Genomic DNA, 12,474 nt, shown 5'->3' on the forward strand with positions numbered 1-12,474 from the left:
TTTTTGATGCCCGTGCCAGACACGGGCCGAGAGGAAAGATATGAGCGATAGCTGGAACAAACGCACCCAAGCCGTCCATGGTGGCATCCGCCGCAGCCAGTACAACGAGGTCAGTGAGGCGATTTTCCTAACCCAAGGGTTCGTCTATGAAAATGCAGAGCAGGCTGAGGCTCGGTTTCTGGAATGTGGCCCGGATGAGTTCATTTATGCCCGCTACGGTAACCCAACAGTATCGATGTTCGAACAGCGCATTGCCACGTTGGAGGGGGCCGAGGATGCCTTTGCAACCGCGTCTGGCATGGCGGCGGTCAACGGCGCGCTGACTTCGATGCTGAAGGCCGGAGACCATATTGTTTCCGCCAAAGCACTGTTTGGGTCGTGCCTTTACATCGTTGAAAATATTCTGACCCGTTTCGGCGTGGATGTGAGTTTTGTTGATGGCACCGACCTTGCGCAGTGGAAGGCAGCGATCCGTCCGGATACCAAGGCGGTTTTCTTTGAGTCCATGTCGAACCCGACGCTTGAAGTGATTGACATCGCTGCGGTTGCGAAACTGGCCCATGAGGTCGGGGCAGTGGTGATTGTGGATAATGTTTTCTCTACTCCGGTGTTTTCCCGCGCGATTGAACAGGGGGCAGATGTGGTTGTGTACTCAGCGACCAAACATATTGACGGGCAGGGGCGGGCTCTGGGTGGTGTCATCCTCGGCACCAAGGACTTTATTCGTGGCACAGTCGAGCCATACCTTAAGCACACTGGCGGGGCGCTGAGCCCGTTCAACGCCTGGATCATGTTGAAAGGGCTTGAGACAATGGCCCTGCGGGTCAATGCACAGGTCGATACCGCCCAGGTCGTTGCTGAGGCACTTGAAGGCCACCCCGCGCTAGAGCGGACGCTGTATCCGGGGCTGAAAACCCATTCCCAGAATGCGCTGGTGCAGACTCAGCTGGGTGGTAAGGGCGGCACGGTTCTGTCCCTGGATATCAAGGGCGGGAAAAAGGCGGCGTTTGCCTTTCTGAACGCGCTGAGAATTCCGATTATTTCCAACAACCTCGGTGACTCCAAGTCGATAGCGACCCATCCCGCCACAACCACCCATCAGCGCTTAAGTGACGATCAGAAAGCTGAGTTGGGTATCACGCCCGGCCTGATCCGCCTGTCTGTCGGTTTGGAGGACGCAGGCGATCTGCTGTCTGATATCAAGCAGGCACTGGACGCGTCGCAAAAGTGATATGTGCGGCCCTGAAGCGGTTGAACCGCTTTGGGGCGCCCTGATCTGGTTCGGCCATAAAACCCCGTCCAATCTTGATCCTAAATGATTACGCCGGGGTTCTCGTAGCAAGAGAACACTGCAATCAAGCGCGCGGTATCTCTGAGCACCGTTGTCACCCGGTGTGTGTTGTTTTCGACCTTGAAAACGTTCAGTAATCCGGGATTGAGTGCTTGCAAGCCGACGGCCTGTGGCAAACCCGTTTGTGATGCGCCCGCAAACCGTGACTCCGGCGTCGATGGTCGGGATGCACGGGCGATCTATCGGGTGTCGCAGCTTGAAAAAATGCGGAACGTCAGGTCGCAGGTGTTTGGAGTGTGACGGTTTTATGCTGGGTTTTTTCAATCCGGACTGATATCCCGCACGTATCGGGCTAAACTAGTAATTGAACCCTCGACATCTATTTTAGTGATCGACCAACCAGGGAACCCCGGCTTATGAACGTCCATCCCCGCAACATTGATGACGCACCTGACACTCATGAGGCCACTGCGGCGCTGAAAACGCTCCGTAAGTGGGCTCAGACCGCGACCGAGGCCGAGATCAGCCAGCTTGATCCAGCCATCGCGCGCCTTGTGCCGGGGTTGGTTCCCGTGAACTATCCGACCCTTTCGCGCGACTATCCCGAGGGTTTTCAGGTCGACAAGGCGTATCGCGCGACTCTGCCGGACCTGCAAAATGGGCCGTCCAGCCTGATCCGCGGGGCCAAGCAGCAGATTCAGCATGTGGGGATTTCCAACTTCCGCCTGCCGATCCGGTTTCACCGCAAACATGGTGAGGATCTGACGCTTGAGACATCCGTTACCGGTACGGTCAGCCTCGATGCCGATAAGAAGGGCATCAACATGTCCCGGATCATGCGCTCGTTCTACAAGCACGCCGAGCGGACGTTCAGTTTTGAGGTCATGGAAGCTGCGCTGGATGACTATCTAACCGACCTGGACAGCTTTGATGCGCGTTTGCAGATGCGGTTCTCTTACCCTGATAGGGTGAAAAGCCTGCGGTCTGGGTTGGAAGGATACCAGTATTACGACATTGCCTTGGAACTGGTTGAACAGAATGGTGTACGCCAAAAGATCATGCATCTGGACTACGTCTATTCATCGACCTGTCCGTGTTCTCTGGAATTGAGCGAGCATGCGCGCGCGACGCGGGGACAGCTCGCGACACCGCATTCACAACGCTCGGTCGCGCGGATTTCGGTCGTTCTGGATTGCGATGCAGACTGCCTTTGGTTTGAAGACCTGATTGCGCTCTGCCGCCGTGCGGTTCCGACTGAAACTCAGGTCATGGTCAAGCGCGAAGACGAGCAAGCCTTTGCTGAGTTGAACGCCGCCAACCCGATCTTTGTCGAAGACGCAGCCCGCCTTTTCTGTGCTGAGCTTCTGGCAGATCATCATGTTGGTGACTTCCGCGTTGTAGCCAGCCATCAGGAAAGCCTTCACAGTCATGACGCGGTATCGGTTCTGACCGAAGGTCCTACCTTTGTCTCAGCCAGTCTCGATCCGCGCCTGTTCTCGACCTTGTTTCACGTCGGGTGATCATTATTGAGGCTCAAAAGCCTCAATACATCTGAATTGGCGAATTTTTGCCGCAGCGCAGCAAAATTTCTGCACGCGCAGTGCATTTCGCGATAAACTGGTACGGAATGCTGCCGTGGCGTGCGTGATCACGCCCCACTGAAAGGAAGCCGAGACGTGCGACGCCCCGGAACCTCAGGCCTCTGCACTCCGTCCGAGGGATCGGGACGGATAACGGTTCTTCTTTCCTTTGATGGCTGCATTTCTTTCACAGGAGAAATGACTAATGAACCCGATCACCCAACCGCTTGAGTTTCAGGCGGCGGCCATTCGCATGGCAGGTTATGCGATAAGCAACCAACTGAAGATCATTCAGATTTTCACGACCTCGGCGATGGAGTTGCCATTCGTGCCGATGCAAGTTCTGAACGCGTCTTCGTCGACACCTGCGCAGGTGGTACCCAAGACGAAAGCAAAGCCAAAGGTGGCCGCAGCCAAGCCTGCCGTTAAGTCCAGAAAGGCGGCAACAGCGAAGACCAAGCCAAGTGTTCGTACTGCTTCGCCAAAGGCCGAATCATCAGCGCCTGCAAAAAATGCCGAGCCGAAGCCGGCGACCCGCACGCGGCGCACTGCAACGACCAAAGCCGCAGCCGGCCCTAAAACACAGCAAAGCAAACCGGTCGCCAAAGCCACAACTCCCAAGGTAGCGACGCGGCAAGCCCAGCCCAAGGCTGCAACGAAGCCTCAAGCTGCTAAACCCGCTGTTGCGAAGCCTGCTGCCAAGCCCGCAACACCGAAGGCAGCAACGCAGTCCGCTAAGCCCAAATCTGCCCCGAAAGCGCAAGCAGCCAAGCCTGCCGCGCCTAAGCCTGCCGCCAAGGCGGTGGCGCCAAAGGCCGCACCGAAGCCTGTTGAGGCGAAACCCGCCCAGAAAGCGGAAACGAAACCAGTCGAGTCGACAATCGCAACGAAGGCTGAAACGCCCAAAGTCAGCGAAAAACCTGTGGTCACCAAGCCTGCGGAGACCAATGTCGCGGTGTCCAAGCCCGCTGCGTCACAATCCGAGAGTGTAGCTGCAGTAAATGCCACAACCTCGAAGACGGCAGCTCTCAAGATGGCAGATGCCAAACCTTCGGAACCTGTGCGCAAGACTCGTGCACCTTCGATGCCGCCCGCTATGCCCACACCTGTCAGTAAAACTGACGGCTAAACGGGACATCCGCTTGACTCGGTCGTGCAGGCGCGCCAACGCTGCGCCTCATGACGGATATGCGCCCGGTTGGATATGTGATTGGCCTGTTGGTCGCCATACTTGGGGCGACCATGACGCTGCCCATGCTTGCAGACCTGATTGAGGGACGCGGCGAATGGCATGTGTTTTTTGAAAGTGGGGTCATCACTATCCTGGCCGGGGTGGTGCTGTCGATTAGTTGTTCAAACGGGGTAGGTGAAGGTCTGACGATCCGTCAGACCTTTTTGCTGACAACGGGTGTCTGGGTTGCCCTTCCGTTTTTTGGCGCAATTCCGTTTCTGTTTGGTGAAACCGAGCTGCGCTTTGTCGACGCGTATTTCGAGGCGATGTCAGGGCTGACCACCACCGGCTCAACCGTCATTTCCAGCCTGGATGATCTGCCGCAGGGTCTGTTGTTGTGGCGCGGCATTCTGCAATGGCTGGGCGGTATCGGCATTATCGTGGTTGCCATGGTATTCTTGCCCGAGCTTCGGGTCGGAGGGATGCAAATCTTCCGTTCGGAAGGGTTTGAAACCATGGGAAAGATCCTGCCGCGCGCGCAGGAGATCGCGGGCCAGATTTCCCTGATCTACGTTTTCCTGACCGTTGTATGTGCTCTGGTTTACGCCGGTCTTGGAATGGGGTTTTTCGACTCTGTCGTGCATGCAATGACAACCATCGCGACTGGAGGATTCTCGAATTATGACTCGTCCTTCGCACAGTTCTCCGGACCGACCGAATATGCGGCATCGGTCTTTATGATACTGGCGGCGTTGCCTTTCGTGCGCTACGTGCAGTTTGCAAACGGCAATACGAATTCCTTGTGGCAGGACAGTCAAATACGGACCTTTCTTGTCACGATCCTGGTGTTGGCTCTGATAATGGCCGTGTTCCTGATATCGGTCTTTCCACGCGGTTGGGAACAAGCATTTCGGGAATCCCTGTTCAATATCACCTCGATCATCTCAGGCACCGGCTATGCCAGTGTCGATTACATGGGATGGGGCAACTTTCCGGTGATGCTGTTCTTTCTGATCGGTTTGATCGGAGGCTGCGCGGGCTCTACTGCCTGCTCAATCAAGATATTCCGGTATCAATTGCTGTTTGCTTCGATCAAAACTCAGATCCGCCGCATCCGCTCGCCACACGGCGTCTTTGCTCCGCGGTATGGCGGACGCACGATCGGGCCGGATGTTCTGACCTCGGTCATGAGTTTTTTCATGTTCTTCGTGCTGTCGTTGGGCGTACTGGCCTGGGCGCTGGCGCTGACCGGGCTGGATTTCATCACATCGGTTTCGGGCGCTGCAACTGCGCTTGCGAATGTAGGGCCGGGGCTGGGCGATCAAATCGGTCCGGCGGGCAACTTTGCCGGGCTGAACGATACCGCAAAGTGGCTGCTGTCTATCGGCATGCTGGTTGGGCGGCTTGAACTACTGGCTGTCTACGCACTGTTCACCGTCCAATTCTGGAGAGACTAATGAAAAGACCCTTGGGCGCCCAGATTTCGCACATGCTAAAAGATCGGGGCGTTGATGTGATTTTCGGCATCCCTGGCGTGCACAATCAGGAACTGTATCGGGGTATCGAAGAGGCGGGACTTACTCATGTTCTGACCAGGCATGAGCAAGGTGCCGGGTTCATGGCAGATGGTTATGCCCGCGCGACCGGCAAGCCGGGGGTGGCCTATGTCATCACGGGGCCTGGCCTGTGCAATATCATGACGCCGATGGGGCAAGCCTATTCGGACTCGGTGCCGATGCTGGTGGTGTCGTCCTGTTTGGATGAAACGCAAGCCGTACATGGGCAGCTTCATCAGATGAAGGATCAACGCGGGGCTGCCGATACGGTGGCGGACTGGTCATGTCAGGCAAACACCGCACAGGCGGCATATGGCCTGATCGAACGTGCATTTGAAGAGTTCGAACTGTCCCGCCCGCGTCCAAAGCATATCCAGGTGCCGATCTCTCAGCTTGAGGCCGACGCTGATCCGGCGCCGTTTCCCAACCAGCCCGCATTGCGAACTAAGGTATTGCCGCCCGATGTCGCCCCAGTGGTCTCTTTGCTGAATATAGCGCGCAGACCTTTGTTCATATTGGGTGGTGGCGCGCGATCCAACCTCTGGCGGCAGATTCTGACAGAATTGGGCGCGGCGTGTTTTACAACCTATGCTGGGCGGGGCTTGGCAGGGTTGGGCTATGAGCTGGATTTTGGCGCCACGCTGCCGCGTCCCGCAAGTGCCGAGGTGATCGGATCAGCCGATCTTGTCGTCGCGGTGGGGGCGGAACTGGGTGAGGTTGACCTGTGGCGCGATACGCTCGGTCACGGCACCCAACTGGTTCGGGTCGATCTTGATCCAAAGGTTCTGGGTGACCACCACCGCGCGGGCATCAAGCTGCAAGCGGATGGTGAAAGCTTTGCCAAGGCGTTATGGGCCGCGGTTGACAGCGTGAAACCCGCCACAGGCTGGACACCCGCAGAAGTGAGCCAGGCACGCGCCCGTTGGAAGGCCGAAGTGGATGCCGAGCGTCCGGGGATTGTACCGGTACTTGACACTTTGCGCGATGCCATGCCGGCGGACACGATGATTTATTCGGACATGACCCAAATCGCCTATGTCGCGAAAGAGGTCTGGGACATGGCCTATCCCTATCACTGGCATCACCCGACCGGATTTGGCACGCTGGGATATGCGTTGCCCGCCGCAATTGGCGGCGCAGTGGCGCGCAGGGGAAGGCCGACGGCCGCCATAGCAGGCGACTACGGGTTTCATTACACGATGATGGAGCTGGGTGTCGCAGTCGAGCTTGGCCTGTCGCTGCCCATTATTCTTTGGGACAACGGCAAACTGAAAGAAATTGAAGACAGCATGGTTCGCGGTCAGATTGCGCCGAACGCGGTGGTTGCGCGAAACCCCGATTTCTGCAAGTTGGCTGAGGCTTTTGGCGCCTTGTCTGCCGCGCCGTCAAACTTGGCGGAGATGCAGGCCGCTGTGGGCGCGGCCTTTGATGCGCCAGTGCCAACACTGATCCGAGTGACACCGGATATCGTCTAATCTGGAAAGCCGCCCCTTAGGGCGGCGTTTCTGAGCCAATCGCGTTAGTCCCAGCAATGAACGAGAACAGTCATTCCATTGGCCCTGCGGCTCAGTTCATTAGGTGAGATTCCCGCGCTGACCTGACCAGGTTGACCTGACACTCCAGCCTGTTCAAGGACCTTGTTCAACCGCTCAGCAGTGGCCGCCAGGCTAACCGAGGCGGGCAGTGTGCGACCGTCGGAAGGCGTTGGTAGAAGCATGCCAACAACTTGTCCCGCGTCATCAAAGACAGGTCCGCCCGCGTCGCCCGGTTGGGCAGCCAAAGCCAGACGCTTCACACCGTCCTCTCCGTTTAAACCGCGCACGTCCGTGATCTGGCCATAGGTCAGTGTCGGCGCACCCAGCGCGCCTTCGTACGAAAAGCCTGACACCGCGACCTCGGATTGAATGCGCGGTCGATCCGCGCTGAACTCTGCGATGTTTATGGGTGCCAAGGTGCGGCGCGGGCGCAGTACGGCAACACCCAGATCAGCATCGGCCCAGGCAACCTGAACCTCTTGATCGTCGTTAAGGGTGATCCGGGTGCAACTGTCCGTGGCCTCGGATACAGTGAGGACCGTGCCATTTGCATCCGTAAAGAAACCCGACCGTGACAGACGGGGAGTGCGGATTTGCAGGCCCGAAACAAGGTCTATGCGTTGATCCGCATCCGCGCCGGCACCGGAATCAAGGACCGCTCCGTTTGTCGAAAAGCTGGCTTTGATCGCAGCCAGAACTCTTGCGCGACGAGCGTCGTCACCTTCGGGCCAGACCAGTGTAAAGCCCTTGATTTGGCCGTCCTTCTGGGTTGCTTCGGTGTATGACACGATGCCGTTGCCACGACCTTCCAGGGTAAACCGGTCGCCGCGCAGCTCTCGTGGGCCATTCAAAGGAACAATCTTGAGCGATTGCATGACCTCGTACAGCGCCCTTAAGGTCGCCCTATCACCTTCCTGGCTGATCAGCAGGGCCGTAGCACCCAGATCGGACGTGCTTTCGAAATGCGCAAAAGGTGCCTCATAGCGGTCGAAGGTCAGAATGCCCAACGGCAAGTCGAGGTCTATGCCCGCCTGCGAATCCGAATATCGCTGCATTCCAACGCTGATTAATGGCGCGTTATAGTCGTCCATCAGAGCTTTGCGCTGGGCACTGGTCAATACGCCAGTCGCCTCATATCCGTTAAAGCGTTGCCATTCACCCATCGAACGACGTGTTCCCTGGCCGAACGCCCCGTCAATGGTCGCGTTGTAAAACCCAGCCGCTTGCAGGGCAGTCTGCAAGTCCCTTCGCTCTTGCGCCGTCAGCAGACGCTCAGACTGCAAGGCTTGCGAACGGGTTTCATCTGTCGGTTTTGGGCTAAGGCCCGAAACGTTTAGGTCAGGCTGCGGGATTGGGTCAACGGGCGGCGTGACCACGCCACGGTTCAGAATATTCGCCCCGATTGGCCAAAACTGCTGACCCATCGCGCTTGTAAAGGTGATGTAGCTATCTGCAGGGATCTGACCTTCGGCCCGGTAGACCCGGAGAACCTGATCGGCGTCGCTTCGCAAATACGGTCCGATAACAATGGCATACCAGCCAGAGTTCAGGCGGAATCCGTTCACGTCTGGCAGAACATTTGCGTATGCCTGCGCGCGTTCCTGTGCCTCGCGCAGCGAGGGGTGGGCTTCGACCTGAACCCAGACCCCTGCGTCCTGCTGCGCAGAAACTGCGCGGATGCCGAAGAGAAGTAAAAACAGAAGTGCCGAGATTATGCGTGTCATTGTCTGCCTGTGTCCGCAGTGTTTTATCTTTTCCCCAGACTACGCGATTTGAAGGGGTGAACGCTATGCCCGGAATACGGGGAATTTCCAGTGTGGCGGCGCAGTGACAGCGGACCGCATTGGCCCGTTGACGCTCCTTGGCCCCTTGCATAGGAAGGACAAAACCCACCGGAACCAGGCGCAGATGCGTCCAAAGGGAATGTCATGACCGAAAAGTCCAGCGCACCACGTTCATTTCAGGAGATAATCCTTCGACTGCAGACCTACTGGGCCGCAAAGGGATGCGCCATTCTGCAGCCGTATGACATGGAGGTCGGCGCAGGCACGTTTCATCCGGCGACCACGCTGCGCGCGTTGGGGTCAAAGCCTTGGGCCGCCGCTTATGTGCAGCCCTCTCGTCGACCAACTGACGGGCGGTACGGCGAAAACCCGAACCGGTTGCAGCACTATTACCAGTATCAGGTGCTGATCAAGCCCAGCCCTCCGGATTTGCAAGAGCTGTATCTGGGTAGTCTGGAAGCCATCGGCATTGATATGGATCTGCATGACATCCGATTTGTCGAAGATGACTGGGAAAGCCCAACCCTTGGCGCCTGGGGGCTAGGCTGGGAGGTCTGGTGCGATGGTATGGAAGTCAGCCAATTCACCTATTTCCAGCAGGTCGGCGGCCACGACTGTACGCCCGTTTCCGGTGAATTGACTTATGGTCTTGAGCGTTTGGCGATGTACGTGCTGGGCATTGATCACGTGATGGAGATGCCCTTCAACGATCCTCAGTCGCCAAGCCCGCTGACTTATGGTGACATTTTTAAGCAGACCGAAGAAGAATACGCGCGGTGGAACTTCGATGTCGCGAACACCGAGGTTCTGCTGCGCAATTTCGAAGAGGCCGAAGCGGAATGCGCCGCCATTCTGGGGCAAGAGCATGACGACCCCAAAACCGGCAAGCGTATCGTCATGGCGCACCCTGCTTATGACCAGTGCATCAAGGCGTCGCACATCTTCAATCTTCTGGACGCGCGGGGCGTGATCTCGGTTACCGAACGGCAGGCCTATATCGGGCGGGTCAGGGCGCTTGCCAAGCAATGTGCCGATGCCTTTGTAAAGACCGGAGCGGCCGGGTTCGAGGTGTAATGGCGCGCCTAGGCCAATCCCGGCAACAGCACCTTGAGGCCATCGGCAATCATGCCGATCGCGATCGCCGACAGGATCATGCCCATGAAGCGGCTCATGATGACGCGGGCGTTCTGGGACAGGCGCTTGGACAGGGCGGAGGCATTCCAAAAGGTTATGAAAAGCAGGAACAGCACGATCAGGAAAACACCGGCATAGATCACTGCATCCATGGGTTTCGAGATATGGTGCGCATAAAGGATCAGCGTCGTGATCGTTCCGGGGCCAACCAGAATGGGAAAAGCCAACGGATAGAAGGCGACCGTGGCCGGTTCGGGGTAGGCTTGCTTTTCGCCTTCAGTTCCGTGATGCGAGGTGCTTTGGTTCCCGCTCAGCATGTTCAGACCGATCATCAAGACAACCAATCCGCCTGCGACCCGCAGATCGTCTACGCTGATCCCGAACAGACCCAGCGTCTGGCTACCGATACCTGCGAATGCTCCGCCGAGGATCAGGCAATAGGTGGCCGTCTTTGCCGCAACCCTGCGTTGGTCGGCGGGGTTCAGGCCGTCGGTGACACTCAGGAAAACGGGCAGGTTGGTGATCGGGTTCATGATTGCAAACAGCGCGCCAAAGAACCCAACGGCAAGGGTCGTGTCCATCGCAAAGACCTCGGTTTAGCCTGTATCGATTTGGAAACTGGCCTATTTGTCCAAAAGTTGAAAGAGGCTGCGTGATCAGGATGTTCAGAAGATGACCGGAAAACTGCTTGCCATCATTCTGCTTGTATCCGCCGTCGCGGCTGGTGCGGGCATGTACTATCTGCAGGTCTATGGGTTTTATTATGACGTCGCCGCCAAACCCGGTGAGGATGTCATGTTGCTTGCAGAAGGGGCAGAGGACCCTCAGCCGATCTCGTATTCTGCGTTTCAGGCTATTGATGCTGACAGCTCTCCGATCCGATACCGGGCGTGTTTTGAGACCGACCTGAAGGCCGAGGACTTTTCCACGTTTCAGCGGGAAAAAGACCCCGAGCCGTTGACCGCGCCGGGGTGGTTTGACTGCTATGACGCGGTGGCCATCGCGGATGCATTGAAATCCGGACAGGCACAAGCCTTTATGGGCACCAAGAATATTCACTACGGCGTTGACCGGATCGTTGTCGTAACCAATGATGGCAAGGGCTATGTCTGGCACGCGCTGAACAATTGCGGTGAAAAAGCCTATGACGGAACAGTCGTGGGTGAGGAATGCCCACCCCGACCTGAAAACTGAGGCAATATGACAGACGCAGCGCTCCACGTTCCCAGTTTTCTAACCGCCACGCTTGGTATCGCGGTCTATCTGATCGGGGCTGAGATCAACGCTCGGGTCGCGGTGCTACGTCAGTTCAATATTCCTGAACCTGTGACGGGCGGATTGCTGGCGTCGTTTACCTTGCTGTTTATTTATCTTGTGGCGGGAATGGAGCTGACTTTTGACCTTGCCTCAAGGGATTTTCTGCTGATCGTGTTTTTTGCAGGGATCGGCCTGAACGCCCGGCTGTCTGATTTGATAGCGGGCGGCAAACCGCTGTTTCTGCTGCTTATCCTTACGCTGGTCACAATCGTTTCCCAGAACGCCATCGGAGCGGTTGGTGCAGTTACCTTCGGATTTCCAGCGCAGGCCGGTGTTCTGTTCGGATCGGCCGCATTGATTGGCGGCCACGGGACAGCCATTGCCTGGGCACCCGAGGTTGGGGCAGTGACCGGGCTTGAAGGCGCAACCGAATTGGGCGTGGCCGTGGCGACCTTGGGCCTTGTGCTGGCCGCGCTGGTCGGCGGGCCGATTGCACGCCTTTTGGTCGAAGGTAAAAACCTAACCCCTGATCGACCGGACGAAGAGCATACTGTCGGTTTGCCGGATGATGGGGACGGGGCCGACACCAAGATAGATCACCTGACGATCATGCGCGTCCTGCTGCATGTGAACCTTGCGATCATTTTTGGGTATCTGCTGAACGAAGTTATCGAAGCAACCGGGCTAAAGCTGCCTTTGTTCGTTCCTTGTCTGATCATGGGGATCATCATCGCGAACATCCGGACTGCACTTGCGCCAAACGCTCCGCCAGTTTCGCGAACGCCTTCGCTGGCGCTGATTTCAGAGTTCGCGCTGGGCGCGTTTCTGGCCATGTCGCTGATGAGCTTGCAGCTCTGGACCATTGCCGAGCTTGGTCTTGCCATCGTGGTTATCATGGGCGCGCAAACCCTGTTTGCCGTCGCTTTTGTGATCTGGGTCCTGTTCCCCGTGATGGGCAGTAATTACCGTGCCGCGGTGTTGTCTGCGGGGTTTGGTGGTTTTGCCTTGGGCGCGACTCCGACCGCGATTGCCAATATGACCGCAGTCACCAAGCGATATGGCCCGTCCCCTATTGCCTTTATCGTGCTGCCCCTTGTATCCGCGTTCTTTGTGGACATCGCCAATGCAATCGTTATTCAAACGATCGTTAATTTCTAAGGACTGAA

Annotated in this window: 10 protein-coding genes; 8 read left to right on the plus strand and 2 right to left on the minus strand. The window is 57.2% G+C overall.

What is annotated here, in order from left to right; translation table 11 throughout:
* Positions 1-40 precede the first annotated feature (40 nt).
* From metZ to LCM21_RS09480, 5 genes are all read left to right on the plus strand, one after another.
* Entirely contained in the window at positions 41-1,231 is a 1,191-nt protein-coding gene (metZ, locus tag LCM21_RS09460) for an O-succinylhomoserine sulfhydrylase (protein WP_224890371.1), read from the plus strand.
* A gap of 476 nt (positions 1,232-1,707) precedes the next feature.
* Positions 1,708-2,811 carry a GTP cyclohydrolase FolE2 gene (folE2, locus tag LCM21_RS09465; protein ID WP_224890372.1) on the plus strand — a complete coding sequence of 368 codons (1,104 nt, stop codon included), beginning with the start codon at positions 1,708-1,710 and terminating at the stop codon, positions 2,809-2,811.
* Positions 2,812-3,076: 265 nt separating this feature from the next.
* Entirely contained in the window at positions 3,077-4,000 is a 924-nt protein-coding gene (locus LCM21_RS09470) for a hypothetical protein (protein ID WP_224890373.1), read from the plus strand.
* Between the two features lie 50 nt (positions 4,001-4,050).
* The gene (locus tag LCM21_RS09475) at positions 4,051-5,499 is read left to right on the plus strand and encodes a TrkH family potassium uptake protein (RefSeq protein ID WP_224890374.1); all 1,449 of its coding nucleotides are present in this window, start codon (positions 4,051-4,053) and stop codon (positions 5,497-5,499) included.
* Positions 5,499-7,073: a thiamine pyrophosphate-binding protein gene (locus LCM21_RS09480; protein ID WP_224890375.1), complete on the plus strand. Its 1,575-nt coding sequence runs from the start codon at positions 5,499-5,501 to the stop codon at positions 7,071-7,073. The genes LCM21_RS09475 and LCM21_RS09480 overlap by 1 nt, the downstream gene beginning before the upstream one ends.
* Positions 7,074-7,117: 44 nt before the next feature.
* Here LCM21_RS09480 and LCM21_RS09485 read toward each other — a convergent pair whose 3' ends face one another.
* A complete protein-coding gene (locus LCM21_RS09485; RefSeq protein ID WP_224890376.1) occupies positions 7,118-8,857 on the minus strand; it encodes a serine protease in 1,740 nt (579 codons plus the stop codon).
* 204 nt (positions 8,858-9,061) lie between these two features.
* Here LCM21_RS09485 and LCM21_RS09490 point away from each other — a divergent pair, with 204 nt between their 5' ends.
* The gene (locus tag LCM21_RS09490; RefSeq protein WP_224890377.1) at positions 9,062-9,991 is read left to right on the plus strand and encodes a glycine--tRNA ligase subunit alpha; all 930 of its coding nucleotides are present in this window, start codon (positions 9,062-9,064) and stop codon (positions 9,989-9,991) included.
* Positions 9,992-9,999: 8 nt separating this feature from the next.
* On the opposite strand, the gene LCM21_RS09495 is transcribed toward LCM21_RS09490, so the two are convergent.
* Positions 10,000-10,632, minus strand: coding sequence for a MarC family protein (locus LCM21_RS09495; RefSeq protein ID WP_224890378.1), 633 nt, complete (start codon positions 10,630-10,632; stop codon positions 10,000-10,002).
* A gap of 91 nt (positions 10,633-10,723) precedes the next feature.
* Between LCM21_RS09495 and LCM21_RS09500 the strand changes: the two genes are divergently transcribed.
* Both LCM21_RS09500 and gltS read left to right on the plus strand, forming a co-directional pair.
* On the plus strand, positions 10,724-11,245 hold the full coding sequence (locus LCM21_RS09500; RefSeq protein WP_224890379.1) for a DUF6446 family protein: 522 nt from the start codon (positions 10,724-10,726) through the stop codon (positions 11,243-11,245).
* Between the two features lie 6 nt (positions 11,246-11,251).
* A complete protein-coding gene (gene gltS / locus LCM21_RS09505; RefSeq protein WP_224890380.1) occupies positions 11,252-12,466 on the plus strand; it encodes a sodium/glutamate symporter in 1,215 nt (404 codons plus the stop codon).
* Positions 12,467-12,474 lie beyond the last annotated feature (8 nt).

The organism is Ruegeria profundi, assembly GCF_020171505.1.
Lineage (GTDB): Bacteria > Pseudomonadota > Alphaproteobacteria > Rhodobacterales > Rhodobacteraceae > Ruegeria > Ruegeria profundi.

What these genes read in the sequence shown, in the direction of transcription:
- LCM21_RS09495 (WP_224890378.1), bottom strand. Translation starts at nt 10,632, where the DNA reads ATGGACACGACCCTTGCCGTTGGGTTCTTTGGCGCGCTGTTTGCAATC.
- LCM21_RS09475 (WP_224890374.1), top strand. Translation starts at nt 4,051, where the DNA reads ATGACGGATATGCGCCCGGTTGGATATGTGATTGGCCTGTTGGTCGCC.
- LCM21_RS09490 (WP_224890377.1), top strand. Translation starts at nt 9,062, where the DNA reads ATGACCGAAAAGTCCAGCGCACCACGTTCATTTCAGGAGATAATCCTT.
- gltS (WP_224890380.1), top strand. Translation starts at nt 11,252, where the DNA reads ATGACAGACGCAGCGCTCCACGTTCCCAGTTTTCTAACCGCCACGCTT.
- LCM21_RS09480 (WP_224890375.1), top strand. Translation starts at nt 5,499, where the DNA reads ATGAAAAGACCCTTGGGCGCCCAGATTTCGCACATGCTAAAAGATCGG.
- LCM21_RS09485 (WP_224890376.1), bottom strand. Translation starts at nt 8,857, where the DNA reads ATGACACGCATAATCTCGGCACTTCTGTTTTTACTTCTCTTCGGCATC.
- folE2 (WP_224890372.1), top strand. Translation starts at nt 1,708, where the DNA reads ATGAACGTCCATCCCCGCAACATTGATGACGCACCTGACACTCATGAG.
- LCM21_RS09500 (WP_224890379.1), top strand. Translation starts at nt 10,724, where the DNA reads ATGACCGGAAAACTGCTTGCCATCATTCTGCTTGTATCCGCCGTCGCG.
- metZ (WP_224890371.1), top strand. Translation starts at nt 41, where the DNA reads ATGAGCGATAGCTGGAACAAACGCACCCAAGCCGTCCATGGTGGCATC.
- LCM21_RS09470 (WP_224890373.1), top strand. Translation starts at nt 3,077, where the DNA reads ATGAACCCGATCACCCAACCGCTTGAGTTTCAGGCGGCGGCCATTCGC.